The 22,303-nt window shown below is 65.6% G+C and carries 27 protein-coding genes; 7 read left to right on the top strand and 20 right to left on the bottom strand.

The window, feature by feature from the left end; genetic code table 11:
* Positions 1 to 20: 20 nt before the first annotated feature.
* Genes thiL through hisG form a run of 4 tightly spaced genes read right to left on the bottom strand, consistent with a single transcriptional unit; the run spans position 21 to position 3,293 of the window.
* Positions 21 to 896 carry a thiamine-phosphate kinase gene (thiL, locus tag V5F89_RS13590; protein ID WP_338446165.1) on the bottom strand — a complete coding sequence of 292 codons (876 nt, stop codon included), beginning with the start codon at positions 894 to 896 and terminating at the stop codon, positions 21 to 23.
* Positions 893 to 1,351 carry a transcription antitermination factor NusB gene (nusB, locus tag V5F89_RS13585; RefSeq protein WP_338446164.1) on the bottom strand — a complete coding sequence of 153 codons (459 nt, stop codon included), beginning with the start codon at positions 1,349 to 1,351 and terminating at the stop codon, positions 893 to 895. The genes thiL and nusB overlap by 4 nt, the downstream gene beginning before the upstream one ends.
* Positions 1,348 to 2,637, bottom strand: coding sequence for a histidinol dehydrogenase (hisD, locus tag V5F89_RS13580; protein ID WP_338446163.1), 1,290 nt, complete (start codon positions 2,635 to 2,637; stop codon positions 1,348 to 1,350). The genes nusB and hisD overlap by 4 nt, the downstream gene beginning before the upstream one ends.
* A complete protein-coding gene (gene hisG / locus V5F89_RS13575) occupies positions 2,637 to 3,293 on the bottom strand; it encodes an ATP phosphoribosyltransferase (RefSeq protein WP_338446162.1) in 657 nt (218 codons plus the stop codon). The genes hisD and hisG overlap by 1 nt, the downstream gene beginning before the upstream one ends.
* A 44-nt stretch (positions 3,294 to 3,337) precedes the next feature.
* Between hisG and V5F89_RS13570 the strand changes: the two genes are divergently transcribed.
* Complete coding sequence (locus V5F89_RS13570; RefSeq protein ID WP_338446161.1) at positions 3,338 to 4,417, top strand: DUF2332 domain-containing protein; 1,080 nt, start codon at positions 3,338 to 3,340, stop codon at positions 4,415 to 4,417.
* 58 nt (positions 4,418 to 4,475) lie between these two features.
* Here the strand turns inward: V5F89_RS13570 and V5F89_RS13565 are convergent, their stop codons facing one another.
* Positions 4,476 to 5,915, bottom strand: a complete 1,440-nt coding sequence (locus V5F89_RS13565) for a serine hydrolase domain-containing protein (protein WP_338446160.1) — start codon at positions 5,913 to 5,915, stop codon at positions 4,476 to 4,478.
* A 327-nt stretch (positions 5,916 to 6,242) separates the two neighbouring features.
* Here V5F89_RS13565 and V5F89_RS13560 point away from each other — a divergent pair, with 327 nt between their 5' ends.
* Positions 6,243 to 9,185, top strand: a complete 2,943-nt coding sequence (locus tag V5F89_RS13560; protein WP_338446159.1) for a TonB-dependent receptor plug domain-containing protein — start codon at positions 6,243 to 6,245, stop codon at positions 9,183 to 9,185.
* A 96-nt stretch (positions 9,186 to 9,281) separates the two neighbouring features.
* Here V5F89_RS13560 and V5F89_RS13555 read toward each other — a convergent pair whose 3' ends face one another.
* Genes V5F89_RS13555 through V5F89_RS13535 form a run of 5 tightly spaced genes read right to left on the bottom strand, consistent with a single transcriptional unit; the run spans position 9,282 to position 12,854 of the window.
* Positions 9,282 to 10,178 carry an alpha/beta hydrolase gene (locus V5F89_RS13555; protein ID WP_338446158.1) on the bottom strand — a complete coding sequence of 299 codons (897 nt, stop codon included), beginning with the start codon at positions 10,176 to 10,178 and terminating at the stop codon, positions 9,282 to 9,284.
* A 3-nt stretch (positions 10,179 to 10,181) separates the two neighbouring features.
* Positions 10,182 to 10,997: an SDR family NAD(P)-dependent oxidoreductase gene (locus tag V5F89_RS13550; RefSeq protein WP_338446157.1), complete on the bottom strand. Its 816-nt coding sequence runs from the start codon at positions 10,995 to 10,997 to the stop codon at positions 10,182 to 10,184.
* Positions 10,994 to 11,875 (bottom strand): pirin family protein, encoded by an 882-nt coding sequence (locus V5F89_RS13545; RefSeq protein ID WP_338446156.1) that lies wholly within the window; start codon positions 11,873 to 11,875, stop codon positions 10,994 to 10,996. Before V5F89_RS13545 ends, V5F89_RS13550 begins: the two co-directional genes overlap by 4 nt.
* Positions 11,872 to 12,579 carry a glutathione S-transferase gene (locus V5F89_RS13540; protein WP_338446155.1) on the bottom strand — a complete coding sequence of 236 codons (708 nt, stop codon included), beginning with the start codon at positions 12,577 to 12,579 and terminating at the stop codon, positions 11,872 to 11,874. Before V5F89_RS13540 ends, V5F89_RS13545 begins: the two co-directional genes overlap by 4 nt.
* Entirely contained in the window at positions 12,579 to 12,854 is a 276-nt protein-coding gene (locus V5F89_RS13535; protein WP_338447584.1) for a BolA family protein, read from the bottom strand. Before V5F89_RS13535 ends, V5F89_RS13540 begins: the two co-directional genes overlap by 1 nt.
* A gap of 51 nt (positions 12,855 to 12,905) precedes the next feature.
* Between V5F89_RS13535 and V5F89_RS13530 the strand changes: the two genes are divergently transcribed.
* Complete coding sequence (locus V5F89_RS13530) at positions 12,906 to 13,499, top strand: DnaJ domain-containing protein (protein WP_338446154.1); 594 nt, start codon at positions 12,906 to 12,908, stop codon at positions 13,497 to 13,499.
* Here the strand turns inward: V5F89_RS13530 and V5F89_RS13525 are convergent.
* The 10 genes from V5F89_RS13525 to V5F89_RS13475 form a co-directional block, all read right to left on the bottom strand.
* On the bottom strand, positions 13,496 to 13,846 hold the full coding sequence (locus V5F89_RS13525) for a GFA family protein (protein ID WP_338446153.1): 351 nt from the start codon (positions 13,844 to 13,846) through the stop codon (positions 13,496 to 13,498). The genes V5F89_RS13530 and V5F89_RS13525 overlap by 4 nt on opposite strands.
* Entirely contained in the window at positions 13,843 to 14,481 is a 639-nt protein-coding gene (locus tag V5F89_RS13520; protein ID WP_338446152.1) for a glutathione S-transferase family protein, read from the bottom strand. The genes V5F89_RS13525 and V5F89_RS13520 overlap by 4 nt, the downstream gene beginning before the upstream one ends.
* 57 nt (positions 14,482 to 14,538) lie before the next feature.
* A complete protein-coding gene (locus V5F89_RS13515; RefSeq protein ID WP_338447583.1) occupies positions 14,539 to 15,189 on the bottom strand; it encodes a glutathione S-transferase family protein in 651 nt (216 codons plus the stop codon).
* Positions 15,189 to 15,854: a dihydrofolate reductase family protein gene (locus V5F89_RS13510; RefSeq protein WP_338446151.1), complete on the bottom strand. Its 666-nt coding sequence runs from the start codon at positions 15,852 to 15,854 to the stop codon at positions 15,189 to 15,191. The genes V5F89_RS13515 and V5F89_RS13510 overlap by 1 nt, the downstream gene beginning before the upstream one ends.
* Before the next feature lie 2 nt (positions 15,855 to 15,856).
* Positions 15,857 to 16,333, bottom strand: coding sequence for a VOC family protein (locus V5F89_RS13505; RefSeq protein WP_338446150.1), 477 nt, complete (start codon positions 16,331 to 16,333; stop codon positions 15,857 to 15,859).
* An 11-nt stretch (positions 16,334 to 16,344) separates the two neighbouring features.
* Positions 16,345 to 17,148 carry a VOC family protein gene (locus tag V5F89_RS13500; protein ID WP_338446149.1) on the bottom strand — a complete coding sequence of 268 codons (804 nt, stop codon included), beginning with the start codon at positions 17,146 to 17,148 and terminating at the stop codon, positions 16,345 to 16,347.
* Between the two features lie 2 nt (positions 17,149 to 17,150).
* Complete coding sequence (locus V5F89_RS13495) at positions 17,151 to 17,522, bottom strand: DUF1428 domain-containing protein (RefSeq protein WP_338446148.1); 372 nt, start codon at positions 17,520 to 17,522, stop codon at positions 17,151 to 17,153.
* A 48-nt stretch (positions 17,523 to 17,570) separates the two neighbouring features.
* Positions 17,571 to 18,287 carry a DUF1428 domain-containing protein gene (locus tag V5F89_RS13930; protein ID WP_425334359.1) on the bottom strand — a complete coding sequence of 239 codons (717 nt, stop codon included), beginning with the start codon at positions 18,285 to 18,287 and terminating at the stop codon, positions 17,571 to 17,573.
* Positions 18,284 to 18,994, bottom strand: coding sequence for a glutathione S-transferase family protein (locus tag V5F89_RS13480; RefSeq protein ID WP_338446147.1), 711 nt, complete (start codon positions 18,992 to 18,994; stop codon positions 18,284 to 18,286). The genes V5F89_RS13930 and V5F89_RS13480 overlap by 4 nt, the downstream gene beginning before the upstream one ends.
* Positions 18,995 to 19,102: 108 nt before the next feature.
* Positions 19,103 to 19,561, bottom strand: a complete 459-nt coding sequence (locus V5F89_RS13475; protein WP_338446146.1) for a VOC family protein — start codon at positions 19,559 to 19,561, stop codon at positions 19,103 to 19,105.
* Between the two features lie 94 nt (positions 19,562 to 19,655).
* Here V5F89_RS13475 and V5F89_RS13470 point away from each other — a divergent pair, with 94 nt between their 5' ends.
* From V5F89_RS13470 to V5F89_RS13455, 4 genes are all read left to right on the top strand, one after another.
* Positions 19,656 to 20,327 carry a helix-turn-helix domain-containing protein gene (locus V5F89_RS13470; protein WP_338446145.1) on the top strand — a complete coding sequence of 224 codons (672 nt, stop codon included), beginning with the start codon at positions 19,656 to 19,658 and terminating at the stop codon, positions 20,325 to 20,327.
* 209 nt (positions 20,328 to 20,536) lie between these two features.
* Positions 20,537 to 21,349: a ferredoxin--NADP reductase gene (locus V5F89_RS13465; protein ID WP_338446144.1), complete on the top strand. Its 813-nt coding sequence runs from the start codon at positions 20,537 to 20,539 to the stop codon at positions 21,347 to 21,349.
* Positions 21,350 to 21,431: 82 nt separating this feature from the next.
* Complete coding sequence (locus V5F89_RS13460; protein WP_338446143.1) at positions 21,432 to 21,863, top strand: hypothetical protein; 432 nt, start codon at positions 21,432 to 21,434, stop codon at positions 21,861 to 21,863.
* The gene (locus V5F89_RS13455) at positions 21,853 to 22,266 is read left to right on the top strand and encodes a hypothetical protein (RefSeq protein WP_338446142.1); all 414 of its coding nucleotides are present in this window, start codon (positions 21,853 to 21,855) and stop codon (positions 22,264 to 22,266) included. Before V5F89_RS13460 ends, V5F89_RS13455 begins: the two co-directional genes overlap by 11 nt.
* Positions 22,267 to 22,303 lie beyond the last annotated feature (37 nt).

Raw genomic sequence — 22,303 nt, 5'->3', positions numbered from 1 at the left:
CGGCCTTGCTGAAAACGACCCTAATGGTTGTAGCCGAGTCCGTCGGGTGATTCGATCGACTCCCCGTCGAGAATCAGCGCCGCATCGCCTTCGCGCCGCGTCACCGCACCGATACGGGTCGCGCGAAGGGGCGGGGCGATCCCGGCGGGCAGGGTGAAGAGCAATTGGTAATCGTCGCCCCAGCGCAGGGCCTCGTCCCGGCGCCCCTCGGGCAGCGCGACAGGTGCCGCTGCGCTGTCCAGCGCGAAGCTGGCCCCGCTGGCGCGCGCCATGCGCCAGGCGTCGAGCAACAAGCCGTCGGAAACGTCCATCATCGCGGTCGCCACCGGGGCGAGCGCGATGCCCTCTTCGACAAGGGGGCGAGGGCGCAGATAGGCGTCGGCGCGCGGCCGGTCGCCGGCCAGAAAGGCCTCGTACCCGGCCAGTGCGGCGCCCAGGATGCCGGTAACCCAGACCGCATCGCCCGGTCGCGCGCCGCTGCGCGCAGGCACCGGGACATGCGTTGCCCGGCCGATCGCGGTGAGACCGTGACTGCGCGGCGGCCCGCCTGCAACGGTGTCGCCCCCCAGCAGCGGGACGGCAAAATGCGACAGGGCCTCCTCCAGCCCCGCGACGAACCGGTCGTCGTCCCCTCCGCGGGTGAAGCCGATCAGCACGCCGACGGGCCGCGCGCCTTTGGCGGCGAGGTCGGAAAGGTTGGTCGCGACCAGTTTCCACGCCACGTCGGCCGCGTCCTGGCCCGGCGCGGTATGCACACCTTCGATCAGCATGTCGTGCGTCAGCACCAGGGTTTCGCCGCCGATCTGGAGCACGGCGGCATCGTCGTCCAGGTTTCGCGCCCCCGGATGCAGCGGGAGGGCGCGCAGGCGCTCGATCAGATCGAGCTCGCCGCTCACCGCACCTGCCTGGCCACCGCGTCGAGGATGCCGTTGACGAACTTGGCCTCGCGGTCGTCGAAGAAGGCCTTGGCGACGTCGACATATTCGCTGATCGCGGTGCCGACGGGCACGTCCGCCCGCGCGAGCAGTTCGTAGGTTCCGGCGCGCAGGATCTGCAGCATCGTCTTGTCCAGCCGCGCGAGGTTCCACCCCTTGGCCAGCCTTTCGCTCAGCAGCAGGTCGATCTCGTCGCACCGCGCATCCACGCCCGATACGACATCGTCGAAGAAGGCGACTTCGGCCTCGGCATAGTGCTCGTCCTCGATCACCGCGCCGAGCCGGTGCTGGTGAAATTCGTCGAGCAGGCGGGCGAGGGCGGTGCGCTCCATCTCGCGCTGGTACAGCGCCTGAACGGCTGCAAGGCGCGCGGCCGAACGCGCGATCGAGCGCCGGGGCGAAGGGGCGGATGTCATTTGAGCCTCATGGAAACCGAATTGGCATGCGCCGGTAGCCCTTCGGCCTCGGCCAGCGCAACCGCAGCAGGGCCGATGGCGGCGAGCGAAGCGGGATCGAGCTCGATGAAACTTGTGCGCTTCATGAAATCGAGCACCGACAGGCCGCTGGCGAAGCGCGCGCGGCGCCCGGTGGGCAGAACGTGGTTGGGCCCGGCGACATAGTCGCCCACGGCCTCCGGCGTATGGCGGCCCAGGAAGACGCTGCCCGCGTGGCGCAGGCCCGCGAACAGGGCGCCGGGATCGGCCACTGCCAGCTCGACGTGCTCGGCCGCGAGCCGGTTGGCCAGCGGGACGGCCTGGTCGAGCGATTCGACCAAGATTATCACACCGTTGTCGCGCCAGCTCGCCTGCGCGGTGGCGCGAGTCGCCAGCATGGCGCACTGGATATCGATGCGGTCCTCCACCTGATCGGCGAAGGCGGCGTCGTCGGTGATGAGGATGGATTGCGAGGTGGGATCGTGCTCCGCCTGGCTCAGCAGGTCGGCGGCGATCCAGTCGGGGTCGTTGTCGCCGTCGGCGATCACCAGGATCTCGCTCGGCCCGGCAACCATGTCGATCCCGACCACGCCGTAAAGCTGGCGCTTGGCCTCCGCCACCCAGGCATTGCCCGGGCCTGTCACGACATCGACCCGCGCGATCCGTTCGGTGCCATAGGCCAGCGCCGCGATCGCCTGCGCCCCGCCGATGCGCCAGATCTCGTCCACGCCGGCGAGATGGGCCGCGGCGAGTACCAGCGGATTGCTCTCGCCCCCGCGCGTGGGAGTGACCACCACCAGCCGTCCGACCCCGGCGACGCGCGCGGGAATGGCATTCATCAGCAGCGAGGAGGGGTAGGCCGCGCGGCCGCCGGGCACGTAGAGGCCCGCGGCATCGACCGGCTGCCAGCGCGCGCCCAGGCGGACCCCGGCGTCGTCGGTAAAATCGCGATCGGACGGCAACTGATCGCGGTGGTAAGCTTCAATCCGGCGTGCGGCGAGGTCCAGCGCCTCGCGCAGCTGCGGGGTCAGGTGTTCGTAAGCCGCCTGGCAGGCCCCGGGCGCGATGCGCCAGTCGCCATCGTCGACGAGATCATGCTTGTCGAACCGCCGGGTATATTCCGCCAGCGCCGCATCGCCCTTGCGCCGGACGCGCTCGACGATTGTGGCGACATCCTGCGACACCGCGATGTCGCTTTCGCGCCGGCCGTCGACCAGCCGGGCAAAGGCGGTTTCGAATCCCGGCTCTGCGATCGAAAGGCGCCGCATCAGGCCGCCTCGGAGCCGTTTGCGATCGCGCGGAAACGTTCGACCAGTTCGCCCACGCGCGGGTCCGTCTTGAGCGCCGCGCGATTGACGATCAGGCGGGCGGAAACCTGCATGATCACGTCGCGTTCCTCCAGCCCGTTTTCCGCCAGCGTGCGGCCGGTGGACACGAGATCGACGATCCGTCGGGCAAGGCCCAGGGCGGGCGCGATCTCCATCGCGCCGTTGAGCTTCACGCACTCGGCCTGGATGCCCTGTCGTTCGAACCAGCGACGGGTCAGGTTCGGATACTTCGTGGCCACGCGCATGTGGCTCGCGCCGGCCCCTGCCTCGGGCACCTCGGCCGGCGCCGCGAGCGACAATCGGCAGTGCCCGATGGCGAGATCGACCGGCGCGTAGAGATCGGAATAGTCGAATTCCTCGATCACGTCCGACCCCACGATGCCCGCCTGCGCCGCGCCGTGCGCGACGAAAGTGGCGACATCGAATGCACGGACCCGGATCAGGCGCAGGTCTTCCCGCGTAGTGGCGAATGTGAGGCTGCGGTTGCCCTTGTCATGGAACGCCTCTTCCGGCACGACGCCGGCACGTTCCATCACGGGCAGAGCCTCTTCGAGAATGCGCCCCTTGGGGATGGCGAAGGTCAGCGGTGTTGCCATTGCGCCGCGGCACTTAGGCAAGGGGCGCGGAAAGGGCAATGGACATGGCGGAAAGTCCGCACGCGATCATGCATACGCGCTCGGTTCCCGCCGGGATCGAGTGGCAGGCGCAGCACGCCGAAAAGGCCGGGGCGCCGGGCACGGCGCGGGTCATCCGCGCGATGCTGGCCGTGCTCGAAACCGAAACCGCGGTGGGCCGCCGGATGGCCAACTGGCACGGACTGGTGCTGGAGGACGCGATGCCGCTCCGGATCGCGGGCGGGCTGCATTACCTGCTGCTGAGCGGGGCCGACAAACGGCTCGAGCCGGTCTATGCCGGGCTGACGACCGACCAGGGCGCGGTGGACGAACTGGTGTCCGGCCTGGTCGAGACATACGATCATCTCCTGCTCCCCTGGCTCGACCATCCGCCGCAGACCAACGAGGCGGGCCGTTCGGCCAGCATCATGGCGGGCCTGCTGTGGCTGTCGGGCCGGCTCGGCCCGCGCTTCGAAATGAACGAGATCGGCGCCAGCGCGGGCATCAACACGATGATGGAACGGTTTCGCTTCGACCTGGGCGGTGTGGCCGCAGGGCCGGCGGATTCGCCGATGCGCCTTGCGCCCGAATGGCGCGGGCCGCCGCCGCCCGCCGATCCGGTGCGGATCGATGGCATCCGCGGTTGCGACCTCAAGCCGATGGACTTGCGCGATCCCGACACCGTGCTGCGGCTGAAAAGCTATGTCTGGCCCGAAGCGCGCGAGCGGATGGGCCGGATCGACTGCGCCGCCCGGCTGGCGTGCGAGCGTGCGCCCGAACTCGACCGGATGGGTGCGGCCGACTGGGTGGAGGCGGTGCTGTCCGAGCCGCAGGTCGCGGGCGTAACGCGCGCGCTGTTCCACTCGATCGTGTGGCAATATGTCCCCGAACCGTCGCGCGAGAGGATCGTGCAGGCCATGGAGCGAGCGGGCGAGGCGGCCACGGCCGACGAACCGCTCGCGTGGATCATGCTGGAGACCAACCGCGAGACGTTCGCCCACGAACTGCGCGTGCGTTATTGGCCCGGGCCGGCGAACTGGACTTTGCTCGCCACTGCGCATCCGCATGGCGCATGGGTGGAGTGGCTGGGAAATACCTCTGAATAGTGCCCGGATTGCCTCCTTTCACGATCTTCAAGGATACGAGTAGGGCGCGCGGCGAAGTCTATGGCGCAGAAGATTCGTTCCCTGCCGGCCCTGCCGGCACGCGGGTAAAGGCAATCGGTCCCGAGCCGCCGCGGCTGACGATTATGCGCGCGGGATCGCCGGTCGGCGCGATCGTTGTCGCTCCGCTATGATAGGCGCCGTCGTCTTTGGGCGCGAAACGAAGGATCTGCGCTTCCTCCACCAGCGGCGAAGTCACTTGCACGGTCAATCCGGCGCCGTCGGCGGTGATGCGGTAATCTGCGTCCAGTTCGGGGGAATGGAACAGTCCTACCGGTTGCGCGTCGGGCAGGCCCGGTGCCGGCACGCCGCTGGCGGCCATGACCCGCGCCAGCCTGTCGCTTGCCTTCCAGTCGCCCCGGTTGCACAGCACTGCAAAGGCCTGGCGGGTATCGGGCAGGCGCAGGTAGGCATGCTTCAAGGCCTCGGCCGAACCGCCGTGCCTGACCACGCGCCGGCCACCCTTGCGCCCTATGTGCAGCCCGCCGCCATAGCTCAGCCCCCGGCCGTCATCGACCTCCCTGCCATCGCTGTAGCGCCCCGGCGTCAGGAGAATCCGGGCGACTTCGGGTGTGAAAACGCGGTGACCGTGCTCGATGTCGGCTTCGTAACGCTCGAGGTCCGCCATCGAGAGCATCAATCCGCCCGACCCGCTGAAGCGCGGAAAGGTGTCGCGCCGAACGAACCTTCCGCCCTCGGCCCCGTCAGCCGTGTCCGCCGGCATATAACCATGCGCAAAAGTTCCCGGGCGGGGGCTGGCGTCGTCGAGGAAATAGGCATTGGGCATGCCCAGCGGTGCGAAGATCGCCCGATGCGCATATTCGGCGAACGACATGCCGGAGACACGCTCGACGATCTCGGCAAGCAGCAGGTAACCGCCGTTGGAATAGTCGTAGCGGGTTCCGGGTACGAAGGCGGTGTCAGTCTGTCGGAACAGCAGCTGGAGTGCCTCCTGCTTCGAGGCCCGGCCGACGTCGCTCATCCCGGCCATGCGCAGGAGGCCCAGCGAATCCCGAATGCCCGAGGTGTGGTGCATGAGCATGGCCACCGTTATCGGCGCGCGATAGCGCGGCAGTTCGGGCAGATAGCGCCGCACATCGTCGTCGAGGGCGAGCTTGCCGTCCGCAATCAGCGTGGCCGCGGCCAGCGCGGTAAACTGCTTGGACAGCGAGGCACCGTAGAACAGCGTGTCGCGGCCGAGCGGCCGGCCCTTGTCGATGTCGGCAAATCCCGCGGCGGCGAACTGCACGAGACGCCCCTCTTCGAAACGACCAGCGACGCAGCCGGGGGCTGCCCGATGCAAGGGATCGGCGATGGCCTGGCGCATTGCCGCTTCGCTGGCCTGTGCGCTCGCACCCGCCATTGCGAGCGGCAGGATCAGCGCCAGGGTTTTCACCATGCGGTGGAGGCGGGCAGGGCCGGCGGGGGTGTGAACGGTCAATTCTCGGCCTCTCTCGGCTTGGCGTGGGGCAGTGCAGGCAAGCCATCTGCAGGTCCCGAACTGCGAAGGCAATGCCGAGAGGCCGCCGAAGCATAACGCTTGTTCATGCCACTATTCCTGTGCGTTATCGCCGTCGTGCCGATCTGCGGCTGCGTGCAGGAAAAGTGTCTCCATTTCGCAACAAAGAAACAAACCCGAGTTTAGGGCTCACGAGAAATAACATAATAACAGTATCTTATGGCCAAAGTTTGTGAAAGCTTCACATCGGATAGCCACTCGGATAGCCGGATAATCATCCCGTTTCATAGCCTTCAAGGAAACGCACCAGTGATAAATCCGCGCAAGAAACTGCTCGCCACGTCGATCCTCGCAGCCGTTCCACTGAGCCTTCCGGCCGTCCCTGCAATGGCGCAGGATTCGGCGGAGAGTTCGGCCGCTGCCGGGCGTGACAACACCATCGTCGTAACGGGGTCGCGCATCCGCCGGTCGAACGAAACGGCGGCCATCCCGGTGCAAATACTGGGTCGGAGCGATATAGACGAAGTCGGCACCGTCGATACGGCCGAAATCATCCTGCAGCTTCCGGGCGTGAGCGCCGACATCACGCCGGACAATTCGGCGCTGAGCACCCAGAATGCCGGTTTGAGCACGATCAACCTGCGTCGTCTGGGGAGCGACCGGACCCTGGTGCTTATCGACGGCCGCCGCGTGGTATCCAATTCCGGCAACGGCGAACGCGTCAGCCTCGACACGATCCCGGCCGGTTTCGTCAAATCGATCGAAGTCACCACCGGCGGTGCATCCGCCATCTATGGTTCGGATGCCATTGCCGGCGTTGCCAACATTCTGCTCGAAGACGACCTCGACGGATTCCGGGGCAATGTCCGGTATGGGAAGGCGGATCGGTCCGGCGAACGGGAAACGACGATCGACCTGACGCTGGGCAAGAAATTTGCCGACGATCGCGGCTATATTCTGATCGGCGCCACGTACGATCGGGAAACCGCGATTATTGCCGACGAAACCCGGCCCGGTTCGCTCCTCGGCCTGGAATGGCGCGCGCCGACGGTCGGGGGCTGGAACGACGAAACCGATCTTCCCGGCTGCGACGACAGCGGCCGGTACTGTTTTGCGCCCGGCCTGAGTTCGATCCTGCCCGGCGGCCGCTTCGAGGCCGGCGATGCCTGGAACGTCGATGGCGTCTGGTTCAACGACGAGTCGCTCCAGCCGCAGGACGGTCGCCCCGATGGGGAGGATTTCGTGACCGATGTCGACGGTTACAACTTCCGCCCGGGACGCACGCTGTCGCCGCAGTTCGAATCCGTCAACGGCGCCTTTCGCGGGACCTTCGATATCACGCCGAACGTTACGGTCTTCGCCAACGCGTTCTATTCCGCTGTCGACACCAGGACGAAAACGTCTCCGCGTACGGCCAGCAACACGACGGACGTCGGCGTACTCAACGAGTTGGGCGACATCGGTTCGATGCCGGCGTCTCATCCGTTCATTCCGCCCGAAGTGGAAGAAACGCGGTCGGGCAGTGTGAGCTGGTCGCGCAGGTTCAACGAACTCGGGAAGCGCGAAAAGATCAACAAGCGCGATACATTGCGTCTGATTACCGGCGCCGAAGGGTTCTTCGGGCCGCTCAACTGGGAAGTGTATGGCACTTACGGTCGTTTCGAACAGCGGCAGACCACGCTGAACGAGGTCAATTACCTTAACATCCGCAATGCGCTCGACATCGAAGCGGACGGCTCCGGCGGATATCGCTGCGTCGACGCGGCAGCGCGCGCGGATGGGTGCGTTCCGCTGAACATCTTCGGGACGAACTCGATCTCGCCCGCTGCGGCCGATTATATTCGCTATACCTCGTTCCTGAAGCAGATCCGGCAACAGTATACCGCCGGCGGGTCGATCAACGGCGATCTGTTCGAAATTCCCGCAGGCCCTGTGAAGTTCGCCGCCGGATTCGAGTATCGCAAGGAAAAGCAGGATACGGACGGCGATGCCGACAACGAATTCGAACTGACTTCCGCTTCCGTAATCCCCGATATCCGGGCCCAGTTCGACGTCATCGAAGGGTTTGCGGAAGCGGATATCCCGATCATTCGGGATATGCTGTCGCTGCAGCTGGCCGGCCGCGTTGCGAATTATTCGACGGTCGGAACCATCTTGAGCTACAACGCGGGGGGCAGCTTCACGCCCGTCGACGGCTTGCGCTTTCGCGGGCAGTATTCGCGATCCCAACGCGCGCCGACGATCACCGAATTCTTTTCCGCGCCTCGCGGCGATGCCGACGATCTCAGGGATCCGTGCCACGGTCTGATGCCCGATGGCAGCGGGATCACTCCTGCACCCGGGAGCACGGCGTCTGCCGCAACCATCGCCGCAAACTGCCTTGCCGAACCCGGCATCCAGGCGTTTTTCAACGATCCCGAGAATGCCGGCAATGCGTTCGAATTCGACGGTTCGATCAGCGGGCCGAATGCGGGCAATCAGAATCTGAAGGAAGAAACGGCCGATACCTTCACGATCGGCGCCGTGATCGCGCCGTCGTTCTTACCGAATTTCTCGTTGATCGTCGATTACTACAATATCAAGGTGAAGGGCGCGATCGGCACGATTTCCTCTCAGCTAACCGCCGATCTTTGCTATGGCGACGCCAATTTCCCCGACAATCGGTTCTGCAGCGTCATCACCCGCGATGCCAGCAGCGGTCGCGTCACGCAGATCGTCAATCAGGAAGAGAACCTGAACAGTGTGAAGGTGTCCGGTGTCGATGTCACCGCGAACTATCGTACAGAACTGGGCTTTCTGCCCGGCTCCGTCGATTTCGACGTCCGGTATGCGCATTATTTCGAGGATGAGTTCACGTTCCTGTCGATCGCCGGCCCGCAGACCGGCGTCGATCTGGGCGAGATCGGACATCCGAAAGACGAATTCCGCGCCAAAGTGGGCTATTCGGTCGGCGGTTTCCGGGCAACCTGGACTACGCTCTATCAGAGCGGGGGTGTCGACGACAACGACGTCCTGCCTACCGACAATGCCTATTTCAAAGTCGGTAGCCAGGACTACCATAACTTTTACATGCGGTATTCTTTCCGAGATAACCCGAGATTTTCGATCTACGCCGGCGTCAACAATGTGTTCGACGATCTCGGGCCGTTCATGCCGGATGGCCTCAATTCCGGTGGAAGCCAGAACCTCACCTCGGTTCTGAACGATCTCGAAGGGCGTGAGTTCTTCGGCGGCGTGCGCGTCGCGTTCTGATCTTCCTGGCACAGGCGACGCCACAGCTCCCCTTGCTCGGCAGAGGGAGGGGAGCCAGCGTTCGCTGTCGGTGGCAGGTGCCGTGCGGCCGGAAGCTCAGTTCGTGTCCGCCAGGAATGCGTCCAGCGCCGCATTGACCTTCGCAGGCGCTTCCCAGGGGACGAAGTGGCCGCAGTCGGGCACTTCGACAAGGGTCAGATCTTCGATCAGATCGTCCATCCCCGCGAGGTTTTCCGGGGGCAGCGCGCGATCGTCCATCGCCCAGATCACCAGCGTCGGAATAGTCAGCCTGGGCAGGCGCGGCGGGGTCCAGCCTTCGGGCAGCTCGTAGGGCGCGTCGAGCGGCGGCACGTCGACCGGGCTTGCGCGATACCAGTTGAGCATTCCGAAGGCGGCGTCGCGATCCTGCCAGTCGCGTAGCAGAGCCTCGCGCTCGGCGGGTTCCATCTCGCTCGGCCGGTCCCACTTGACCTCTTGCATCAGGAGCGCGGCCAGCCCGTGTTCGCGCACCAGCGCATCGTTGGCGGGGTCGCGGAACCCGCGGATATATTGGCTGGATTTGCGCTGGTTCTCGTTGGTGTAGAGCAGTTTCTGGAAAATGGCCGGATGCGGCGCATTGGCCACGACAGCGCGGGTGACCCGGCCGTTCGCCTGCCCGGCAAGGGCGGTTCCCCAGGCGATCGCGCCGCCCCAGTCGTGCCCGATGACGGTGAACCGATCGATTCCCAGCGCATCGGCCAGCAGGAAGATGTCGCCGATCAGCTTGTCGGGAGTGTAGGCCTCTACCTCCTGCGGCTTGGACGATCCGCGATAGCCGCGCTGATCGGGCGCGATACAGCGGAAACGGTCCGAAAGGTGGGCCAGCTGATGGCGCCAGGTCCGGTGGCTTTCGGGAAAACCGTGAAGGAAAATCAGCGCGGGGGCATCCCTGGGGCCGATATCGACGGTGTCGAGTTCGATCCCGTTTGCCAGTGTCACGCGCGTCTGTTCCATGCCTTATCCCTCCGCTTTCATTTTCTCGATATATCCGCTCGCAACCATGGCCGCGACCTGATCGAACACCTGGTCGGGCGTCTGGCGCAGCTTGCCCAGCGCCTCTTCCATTCCGCGCGCGACGACGATCTCGCGCTGGTTCAGCGCGATTGCATCGACCATTTCGCGCGCGGCCTCGTCTGGCGGGATGCCGTTGTCGATGGCCGGGTCGCTCTTGCCGCGTTTCGATCCGTCGGCGGTCAGCGCATTGCGGCTGACATCGGTGGCGACCGAACCCGGTGCGATCACGTGAACTTCCACCCCCGATTGCGACAGCTCGGCACGCAGCGCGTCGGCATAGCCGATCAGTCCGAATTTCGCGGCGCAGTAGGCGGTGCGCATCGGAACGCCGACTTTGCCCGCGACCGAGGAGACGAATACCAGCCGGCCGCTGCCCCGATCGGCCATATGAGGCACCAGCCCCTGGGCAAAGGCAATCTGCTGGGTCAGGTCGATCGCGATGATGTCGCGATAGACCTGCATGTCGGTCTCGCGCGCGGTTCCGCGTTGTGAAACGCCGGCATTGGCAATCGCGATATCGACACCGCCCTGCCAGTCGATCGCCGCGCGCGTCGCGGCGGCCATTGCCGCGTCGTCGCGCACGTCGAAGGGCAGGCACAGCGTGTCCGTGTCCAGCTCCGCCGCAACCGCCGAAAGGCGCGCTTCGTCCCGGCCCGACAGCACGATCCGCGCGCCGCGCGCCGCCAGTTCGCGCGCCAGTGCCGCGCCGATGCCCGACGATGCGCCGGTGATCCAGGCGACCTGTCCGTCGAAGCTCATGGATAGCTCACTGTCGTTGCCTTTTCGGGAAGGGGAATAAATTCGTCTTCGTCACCCGGGACGATCGGAAAGCGCCCGTCTCGCCAATCGCGCTTAGCCTGGTTGATCCGTTCGCGGTCGGAGCTGACGAAGTTCCACCACACATGGCGCTTGCTGGCGAACGCCTCGCCGCCCAGCAGCATGACCCGGCCGCCGCTTTCGCTCGCCAGGGTCATCGCCTGGCCGGGCGCGAGGACGGTCAGCGCAAACAATGTCAGAGGCTGTCCGCCGATCGTGGCCGCACCTTCGACCAGCATCACGGCGCGTTCGTCCGCCTCGGCTTCGACCGGGATCGTGCCGCCGGGGGCGAGCGCGATTTCGGCATAGATCGTCCCGGCATGGGTCGTGGTCGGCGCGCGGCGGCCCCACAGCTCGCCCATAATCACGATGGCGCGGGCGCATCGGTCCTCCACCACCGGCAGATCGGTCTGCGCCTCGAACGCCGGCGCGATTTCCTCCTGCCCGTCGGGCAACGCGAGCCAGGTCTGCATGCCATAGAGCCGCGCGCCCTGATCGCGCTCGCCCTGCGGGCTGCGTTCCGAATGAACGATGCCGCTGCCCGCGGTCATCAGGTTGACCTGGCCGGGACGGATCGTGGCGAAAGTGCCCAGGCTGTCACGATGGTCGATCGCGCCTTCGAACAGCCAGGTGACGGTGGCCAGGTTGATGTGCGGATGCGGCCGCACGTCCATGCCAGCGCCGATGTCCAGCTCTGCCGGGCCGAACTGGTCGACGAAGATGAACGGGCCGACCATGGACCGCTCCCGCGAGGGGATCGCGCGGCGGACTTCGAACTGGCCGAGGTCGTGGGTTACCGGGGTTATCGTCTGTTCGATCATCGGCTGTCTAGCTCCGGGTAGTGGCGGAAAATACCTTCTTCATTGAAGGCGATGCAGCGGTCGGACGCGCGATAGGCCGCCACGCGCGCCAGCCCGGCCACGGCCTCGCAGCAGGCTTGCAGGCGCGGATAGCGCTCGCCCAGCGTCTCCATCCGTTGCGGGAACATGTACCGCAAACCCTCGACCAGCTGGAGGAGAGAGGTGTCGACATGGCTCCAGCCGCTGCCGAGCACGAACGGTCCGCCGTTGGGCGCCAGCGCATCTTCGAAATAGTGGAGGAACTTGGGAATGCGCTCCTCGCGAAACTGCGCGGCGGCGCGCGCCGCAGCCTCCTTCTGGTCTTCGTAGTAGAGACCTGCGCCGATCGGATGGTGAACGGCGTGGACTTCCGCGACCATGTCGCTGATCGTGAGCTGGAGCGTGATCAACTCGAGATCGCGGGGCAGGTCGCCGGCACCGAAACCGTGCCTGTCGGCCAGCCAGGCCAGAATATGCGCAACATGCGCGATCGCGAAATCGCCATCGACGAGATAGGGCGGCGCGAACGGGCGCAGACCGCGGCGCGCCTGCAAGTCGGCGACGAGCGCGTCGGCCCCTTCCTCGCGCGCCCTGTCGCGATAGGCGATATCCGCCGCCTCCAACGCCAGCCGCACGAATTCCCCGCGTCCGGGGATATTCGGCCAGTACCAGAGGTCGTAGGCCATCAGTTGTCGCCCGGCGCGAAGGCGCGAATGGCGAGGGCGTGGACCCGGTCGCCCGGGATGTCGCCCAGCGCCCGGTTCACCATCCGCTGGCGTTCAAGCCGGCTCTTCCCGGCGAAAGCGGCGCTTTCGATCACCAGCGTGAAATGCGATTCGCCGCTGCCGTCGTCGCCCGCATGGCCGCGGTGACTGGCGCTGTCGTTGATGACCTCCAGCCGGACGGGGGAGAATGCCTCGGCGAGGCGCGATTCGATCTCGGTTTGCAACGGAGTGGTCATCTGCCCGGTTTGGGGGTTCCCATTGCGCTTGTCCATGCCCATCCTAATGGCGTGAAGCAGACGAAGTTCCATGGGCGGTGCGAGGGCAGCGGGCGCGCGTGCGAAAGGCCGGGATGCAGCGAGCGGGGCGAATTTCGCGCGCCCGGCACGCGCGGCAATTCGTTCGACGGGCCTGGGGAGTGGCGCTGGTTCTGCCTCGACCACGTGCGCGAGTTCAACGCGGGGTACGACTGGTTCGAGGGGATGAGCGCGGAAGAGATCCTCGCCGTACAGGCGCCCGGTGCCGGCTGGCGGACCGAAAGCCATGCTTTCCGGCCGCCCGGCGGAGTCGACGGAATGCCGCGCTGGGCGGACTTCGACGATCCGCTCGATGCCATTTCCGCGCGCGCAAGCGGTATCCGAAGCCGCGCCGAGCGCGAGGCGCGCATGGCGATGGACAGCCGCTTCAGCGCGGAGGAGGCCAGGGCGCTGGAAACGATGGGGCTGGGCCTCGACACGGATCTGCGGCGCCTGCGCCGGCGCTATTCGGAACTGGTGCGCCGTTACCACCCCGACCGCAATGGCGGGGATCGCCGGCACGAGGCGCGCCTCGGTCGGGTGGTCGAAGCCTACCAGTTGCTGCGGAAGAGCGCGGTTTTCGGTTAGAACGAGGCGCCGTCTATGGCCGTGAGTTTCAATCGGTCGAGATCGCATTCGGGCACACAGCGCAGATTGACCGCGACCATCTCGTTCCCTTGCGGGTCGGTCCCGGTGGTGAAGGGCGTGCAGCCGCAGACCAGGCAGAAATGGTGATGAATGGCGTTCTTGTTGAAAGTGTAGTCGCCCAGCTTGTCGGCCGGCGCCTCGAGCGTCGCTTCGCCTGCCGGGACGAAGTGCAGAACGGTGCCCTTGCGCCGGCAGATCGAGCAATTGCAGGTCATCGCCTCTGCCGGCAAGTCGCCGGAAATCGTCGCCCCGATCGCGCCGCAATGGCATGTGCTGGCATAGCTCATGCGTCACCGCCTTCCGCCTGCATTTCCGCCATCAGCTTGCCGTCGATCGCCTTGCCTTCCTGATAGGCTGGCCGCTTGCGGAAGCGGGCCGCGTAGGTTTCGAACGCCTCGCGCTGCGGGATGAACCCGAACTGGAGGCCCCAGTCGATCGCGCTGCCCACATAGACATCGGCCATCGTGAAGCGCTCGCCACACACATAATCGTGCCTGGCCAGCCATCCTTCGATTGCATCGAGCGCGCGTTCGTAATTGCCGAACCCGGCGCTTATCTCCCTTTCGGGGGGCACTTCCCAGCCGAGCATATGCGCCGTCACCGCCTGTTCCAGTGGCCCCGCGGCATAGAACAGCCAACGAAAATAATCGGCCTTCTCATGCGGCTGGGGCAGCAGTTCGGGCGCCGACATCTCGGCCAGGTAGTGGCAGATCGCCGCTGCCTCGGTCACGATATGATCACGCCCTTCATGGTGATGGACGATCGTGGGCAATTTGCCCAGCGGATTGGCTTCGAGCAATGCAGCCGGCTTGTCGTCGAACGAAACCAACACGGGTTCGTAATCGACAGCCGCCTCGTGCAGTGCCCATCGCGCAATCTGGGCCCGGCTCATCGGATTGAAGAAGAACGTATACTCGGCCACCGCGAATCTCCCCGAATGTTCGATGGAACATTAAGTGAACGAAGGCGGTCCGTCAACTCAATCCCGGTCCGGCGCGCCCGGCGGAAACAAGTGCCGATAGGGGCGTGCATCGTCGACGCACCGCACGACGGGCGGCAGGGCGAGAAGCTCCGCCCGGAAGGCGGCGAGGCGCGGGCACTCGGCGGGAATCGGCTCCACCCAGTCGGCATAGAATAGCGACGGCGCCGCGGCACAGGTCACCAGCGAGACATGGGCGGGCAGACTGTTCGCACCCAGCCAGGCTTCCAGCCATTCGTAGGCTCGCCGTAGCCCGGACTTGCCCAGGCGCACGTCGTCGGGATCGGGATTGTCGCGGTCGGCGAGATAGGCGTTTACGGCCCGCATCAGGCTGCCCATCACGTAATTGTCGAACACCCGGTCGAGCATGCGAACGACCGTGGCCTGCGCGGGATCGGCAGGGATCAGCGGCGCGGGGCCGGGATGATGCAGCGCCAGATGCTCGACGATCGCGGTCGCTTCGATCACCGTGGTGTCGCCATCGATCAGCACGGGAAACTTCCCGCCGGGATGCGCGGCCTGCACGAATTCGGCATGCGCGGGATGATCGGGGCCGACTTCCCTGAGTTCGAACGGCGTCCCGTTGGCGTAGAGCGGGATCAGCGCTTTCCAGGTGTAAGCCGAGAACGGATGGCCGTAGAGTGCAAGCATCACCAGGTCCCTTCCTGCATCTTGCGCCGCCGCTCCATCTCCGGCTCGCTCGGCTCCTGGCTGGCGAACGTCCCGGTTTCGAGAGCGCCGTTGGGTTCGTACGTCGACAGGACGCTGCCGTTCGCGCCAATGCGTTGCTCGATCAGCCGGAACGTGCGGGCAGGCGTCCCATCGCCGAACAGCCGCTTGCCTGCGCCCAGCGTCACCGGCGCAGTCATCAGCACCAGCCGGTCGAGCAGCTTGCGTTCGAGCAGTTGCGGATAGAGCGTCGAACTGCCCTGGATGACGAGATCGGGCCCTTCCTGGCGCTTCAGCGCGGCGAGCGCGTCGAGGTCGACCAGGCGATGGCTGCCCTGCCATTCGAGCTGCCGATCCGATCCGGTAAGCACGTACTTCCGCGCCTGGGCGAACATGGCCGCGATCGGGTCGTCCTGCGGCTGGTGAGGCCAGTGTCCCGCGAAAATGTCGTAGGTACGCCGGCCCAGCAACAGGTCGAACGGCATCGACAGCAGGGTATCGACCTGGTTGGCGACAGCCTCTTCGAACAGATTGGCCAGCCAGCCCCCGTATGCGAAGCCGCCGGTGGTATCCTCCTCCGGCCCGCCCGGCGCCTGTATCACGCCGTCGAGCGAGATGAACGCGCCGCCGATTATTCTGCGGCCCATGGTCAGCCTCCGCGCCGGGCGGCGTCGATCGCGGCAACGTCGATCTTGCGCATCTGCATCATGGCCTCGAAGGCCCGTGCGGCTTCGTCGCCACCGGCGGCCATCGCTTCGGTCAGGGTGCGCGGCGTGATCTGCCAGTTGAGGCCCCACTTGTCGCGGCACCAGCCACAGGCCGATTCCTCGCCCCCATTGCCGACGATCGCATTCCAGTACCGGTCGGTTTCCTCCTGGTCGTCGGTCGCGATCTGGAACGAGAAAGCCTCGGTCTGCGGGAATGACGGGCCGCCGTTGAGGCCGAGGCAGGGAATGCCGCAGACGGTGAATTCCACCGTCAGCGCGTCGCCTTTCTTCCCGCCCGGGAAATCGGTGGGCGCGGTGCGCACCGCCGTCACTTCGCTGTCGGGGAAGGTCGCGGCATAGAAGCGCGCCGCTTCCTCCGCATCCCGGTCGAACCAGAGACAGATCGTGTTCTTGTTCATTGCCTTGCTCCTCAATTCCTGCGCGGGCCGACCAGCCCGATGGTGGCGCCCTGCGGGTCCATGCACTGGACAGCGAATTCGCCGCCGGGGATCTCCATAATCTCGTCGAGAAGACGGCCGCCGCCGTCGATCACGGCCCGTGCCGCCCGGTCGATGTCGTCCACGCCGACGTAATAGGACCAGACGGATTGCGGCACTGCTGGCGTTTTGGGCATGATCGCACCGATCATCGTTTCGCCGCGATGGATGAAGCGATACTCGCCCAGTTCGCCCATCGGCATGCTGTCCTTCTGCTCCCACCCGAACAGTTCGGTGTAGAGCGCGATTGCGGCATCGCAGTCCGTCGTCTGCAGTTCGTTCCAGCGAACGTGCTGCGCCTTCTCGTGGTCGAACGCATCGCTTTTCGCGTCCGGTCGATCCGGGGGAGGGGTGGGATTCATGATATAGATCGGCGCCCCCTGAGGGTCCTCGACCAGCGCAATCCGGCCCACGCCTTCCATGTCGTGGGGCGCGATATGCGCGGCACCGCCCGCGTCGACGATCCGTGCCACGGCGCCGTCGACATCGGGGTGATGGATGTAGCCCAGCCAGCCGGGCCTGGCGCCGCCTTCGCACATGGCGTCGGTCAGTGTCAGGACGCCGCCCGTGAGGCCGCCGTCGGTGCGCTGGATCATACGATAGTCGGGCCCGCCGGGCGGCGAGGAACTCGTATCGCCGAATGTCCATCCGATCACCGATCGGTAGAAGGCCGCCGCCGCTGCGCGATCGGTGGTCATCAATTCGTACCAGACGAAGGCTCCGCGATCTTCCGTCATGCTCAGGCCTCCTTCCACACGAGCGGTTCGAACCCGCCATAGACCATGCGCTTGCCGTCGAAGGGCATGTCGCTGCCGTCGGGGTTGCCGAAGAGAGTCTTCATCCGCTCGTCCGCCATCATCTTGTCGTGGCTGGCATCGGCGGTTTCCTTGTCCTCCCAGGTCACCCAGGAGAAGACGACTTTCTCGCCTTCCTCGCACTTGACCGCCCGGCGGAAATCGGTGGTCTCGCCATCGGGCACATCGACCTCCCAGCATTCGACCTGCGATTTCGCGCCATAGTCCTTGACGACTTCCCAGAATTTCTCGGCGACGTCCCTGTAGGCGTCCTTCTTGTCGGCAGGCACCGCCAGGATGAATCCGTTCACGTACATTGTTCTCTCTCCGAAATTATGGAGCAGATGGCCGGAGCCGTTCGGGCCTCAGAGGTCGAGGATCGGACGGAAACCGCCCCAGAACATGCGCTTTCCATCGAAAGGCATGTCGCCATCGGGGTGCATTTCGGGATCTTCCATGATCTTTTCCCAGGCCTTGTCGCGGGTCGGCTTGTCGGGCCATCCGATGTAGGAGAATACCACGGTCTCCCCATCCTGCGCCTTTGCGGCGCGGCGGAAATCGGTCGTTTCCCCGGCTGGCACATCGTCGCCCCAGGCTTCCATCACGCGCACGGCACCTGCTTCGACGAACTTGTGCGCCATGGTCTGCGCCATTTCGCGATAGGCGTCCTTCTTGTCGGGATGAACCGGCAGGACGATCCCGTCGACATAGCCCGGCGTTCCGCGATCGCCTTCGTCCACGATGGTGTCGAATCCGGCGAAAATCATGCGCTTGCCGTCGAAGGGCATCGTTTCGCCGAACGCCTTCATCCGGTCGTCGTTGACGATTTTCTCGTTGGCGGCATCGCGGGCGGCCTTGTCGGGATATTCGAACCACGAGAACACGACCGTCTCGTCGTCTTTCGCCTCGACTGCCCGGTAGAAGTCCGTGACTTCGCCGTGCGGGACGTCGTCGCCCCAGGTTTCCACCATCCGGGCAACGCCGAACTCCTTGAACAGGCCCGACGCCTCGCGGGCGTGCTCGGTATAGGTAGCTTCGTTGGCGGTCGGGACGGCGGCCACGAATCCTTCGATATAGGTCATGATAGAGCTTCCTTTTCCTGATCCTCGGCCCAGCCCGGAGGAGGGCTGCCCGTAAATCCTGCGAGATGATCCTGAAGCGCGCGGCGATAGGCAGGGCGCGCCTCGCCGCGCGCGCGATAGTCGGCGAGATTGGGATAGCGGTCGAACAGGTCGGCGAGTTCGTCGTCGACCTGTTGGAGCGTCGCGACCATCACCAGATCGCCGACGCAGAAATCGCCTTCCAGCCAATCGTTCGTTCCCAGGCGCGCCGACAGCTCGCCCAGGCGTTCGTCGATCCGCTCGCGGATCGCCGGCTTGCGGGGCAGGGACCACGGTTCTCCGGCTTCGAAAATCGTCGCCAAGGCCCAGTCGCTCAGATGCGGTTCGATGGTGTTGAGCGCCGCGATCACCCACTGCGTGGCTCTCGCCCGGGCGTCGGGCCCGCCGGGCAACAGGCCCGGTGCGCGATCGGCGATATGAAGCACGATCGCACCGGATTCGAACAGTGTCAGATCGCCTTCTTCGTATGTCGGAACCTGGCCGAACGGCTGGCGCCGGCGATGCGGCGGCATCTTCTGCGTTCCCTGCGGCAGGTATTCGACGCGGTAGTCCAGTCCGACCTCCTCCAGCGCCCAGCGCACCCGCAGGTCGCGGACCAGGCCGCGTGCGAAGTCCGGCACCCAGTCGTAAGCCGTGATGGTAATCGAAGCGTGTTTATCGAGGGGCATGATAATCAATCCTTTGCCGCATCAGTTGACAAGACGGAGCCGAGCACCTCGACCCTCAATCAAGCGGACCCGAAGGTGGGAGGGCAGGGAAGGGCTGCCGGTCATCGATCAGGTTCTCTGGAGGGCGCCGTTGTCGCCACTGTCGGGAGCGGGCGTTTCGCCGTCGGGGACCGCGGACATGTCCATAAAGGCGTTCTCCCAGATATGACCGTCGGGGTCTTCGAAGCTGCGCCCGTACATGAACCCGAGGTCCTGCCTTGGTGTCGGGTCGAGCGAGCCGCCCGCTTCGCCCGCACGTTCCACTATGGCATCGACATCGGCCACGCTGTCATGGCTGAGCGCGAGCATGACCTGCGCGCTGGCCTTTGCATCGGGGATCGCCTTGCTGGTGAAGGTTTTCCAGAAATCGTGTTTCAGCAGCATGACATGGATCGCCTCGGACCAGACCATGCACGCCGCATTCTCGTCGGAGAATTGCGGATTGTTGGTGAATCCCACGGCTTCGTAGAATGCCTTCGACCGGTCGAGGTCGGCAACGGGCAGGTTCACAAAGATCATTCGTGGCATCGGGCGCTCTCCTCTGTTCGCAGCGAATCGACCTTGCATTTTCTGAACGACTCAGTTACAAAAGGCAACCATGAAGTTACAAAAAGAAATCAAAATGGATCTATCCCTCCACGGCAAATGGTATCGCGACGCTTGCGGAACGGCCTTTGCCATGGAGCTGGTGGGGGAGCGCTGGTCGCTGCTGATCGTGCGCGAACTCATGCTGGGCGCGCTTCGTTTCTCCGACATCCGCGCGAGCTTGCCCGGGATCAGCGCCAAAGTTCTGACCGAACGGCTCGCTTCGCTGGAGGAAGCGGGTGTTCTGACCAAGCGGCAGCTTCCCCCTCCGGGAAAGATGCAGGTCTATGAACTGACCCCATGGGGCTATGCCGCCGAGCCGCTGATCCAGGAAGCGGGGCGATGGGCGGCGCAATCGAGCGCGCACGATCCCACTCTGCCGCTTTCACCCGTCTCCCTGATGCTTTCCATGCGCACGATGGTGGACAAGGAACGGGTCGGGGCGATCCGGGGCAGGATCGGGTTTGTCATCGGAGAAGAAGGGTTCGTCGCAGAACCGGCGGAGGGCGCGCTGCCAATTCGCCGTGCCGACCCGGCCGACGCCGATACGGTATTCCGCGCGCCCACGGCCTCGGTCGTGGCCGGCGGACTCTACGCCGATATACCCTGGGACGATCTGGAGCGCGATGCGGGCCTTGTGATCGAGGGCGATCATGCGCTTGCGCTGCAGTATGCGGGTCTTTTTGCGCTGCCCCCGAAGCTGGCCTGACCGAACCGCCCATCTGCCGGTCCCTGCCGATCCCGAGACGCGCTGCGTCCGGGGGCGGGGCAAACTTGTCCACGCGTTTCGGCACCGCGCAGAAACGGGCTGGGGAGAAACGGGGCCGGGCAATGTCGGTCCGCTGTTGACGTTTCTGCTCCAGAGTCGCTAATGACAATCACTCGCAATTAACGACTCTCCATCACGGGAACCTGTTCTTGACACATCAGGCCATAGATCGCGCAGCCTTCAGTCCTTCGGCAGCGCTTGCGGTGGAAACGGTGACGCGCGTTCGCCATCTGACCGATCGGCTGTTCTGCTTCGCCATTACCCGGCCGCCGGGCTTCCGCTTCCGATCGGGAGAATTCGCGATGGTCGGCCTGCCCGGCGATGGACGGCCCTTGCTGCGCGCCTATTCGATCGCCAGCCCGGCCTATGCCGACGAGCTGGAATTCCTGTCGGTCAAAATCGAGGATGGGCCGCTGACCTCGCGCCTGCGCCATATCCGCGCGGGCGACCCGGTCTATCTGGGCAGGAAGGCAACCGGCACGCTGGTGACCGACGCGCTCCTGCCCGGCCGCCGCCTGTTCCTGCTGTCGACCGGAACCGGGATCGCGCCGTTCATGAGCCTGGTCAGGGATCCCGAGGTTTACGCCCGCTTTGCCGAGATCGTGCTGGTCCATTGCGTGCGCCAGGTCGCCGACCTTGCTTGGCGCGACCTGCTGGAAGGGCAGCTGGCGGGCGATCCCCTCGTCCAGGACGAGGCGCTGCTGCAGTTCCATTACCTGCCCACCGTCACGCGCGAGCCTTTCGGAACGCAGGGCCGGATCGCGCGCCTGATCGAACGGGGGACGCTGTTCGAACGCGTGAGCGGCCCCCGGTGCTTCGACCCGCAGGGCGATCGCATCATGCTGTGCGGCAGCATGGCCATGATCAGGGATCATGCGGTCGACCTGGAAGCGCGCGGCTTCGTCGAAGGCAGCAATTCGCGGCCGGGCCAGTTCGTTATCGAGCGTGCTTTCGTCGGCTAGCGCCGCCCTTTCGCAGTCGTCGCATTCGCCGGGGAGAGGAAACATGGCAACGGGAAGAGAGAAATTTGCGCAAGGCATATTGGTGCGATTGTTCAGGGCCTGGTCGGCCTGCCGTGCAGCGGGAGCGGGCGCGGGCGACTTCGCCCGAATGCAGGAAATCGTCGCGCCGCTCGATCTGCCCGACGAGGCCGTGCCGGCCTGCGCCAGCCTGTTCGAATTGATCGAAGCGCACCTGGGGCGGCCGCTGCACGCGGAACGTTGTTGCAGCCAGCGCCTCTCGCCCGACGAGCGCGCGCTGCTGGGGGTGGTCTCGATCGCGCCCGCGCTGCGGCCTGCTGTCGCCGTCGTTCAGGTGCCGCACGGCCTTCCCGGTGCGATCTGCTGGGCGGCGATGGTCGTGCGCCGCGCCTTCGCGATCGAGGAAGGCACCGCCTTGCCGGGCGCGGCCCCGGGCGTGGCGGCCCGGTGCCCGTTCGAGCGCGTTTCATCGAAGGAGGCGTTTCGTGGCTTTTGATCTTGCCCAGCTCACCAGCACGCCGGACCTGCGGACCGTGCCGCCGGTCCAGGCGCGGCTGGTCTGCGCGATGCGCTACACCCACCTGGCGCGAAATGTGAACGACTATTCGCACCGCGGGCTTGCCCGGCATCTCGGCACGCTGTGCGCGGTGCAGAGCTTCCATGTATTCATGGACGAGGCGGGGCGGGCATGGCCGGAGAAGATCGTTCTCAACCCCCCGTGCCAGCCCGCCTTCAGCTACGACGAAATGCTGCTGGTCGATCTGGCGACTGCGGCGGCGCGCGGCGAACGCGCCCGGTTCGACGCGTTCGTCCGCGACATGATCGGGGAAGGTGGTCGCAATGCCGTCTGGGCGGCTGCGCGGCGCATGATGCGGCACCTGGTGACGGGCGTCGGTTGAGACCCGCCCGCTCGCAGGACGAACGGCAACGACGGGC

The sequence above is a fragment of the Pelagerythrobacter marensis genome, from assembly GCF_036700095.1.
GTDB lineage: Bacteria > Pseudomonadota > Alphaproteobacteria > Sphingomonadales > Sphingomonadaceae > Pelagerythrobacter > Pelagerythrobacter marensis_A.
The sequence above is the reverse complement of the archived record's forward strand: the minus strand, read 5'-3'. Positions and strand labels throughout refer to the sequence as shown.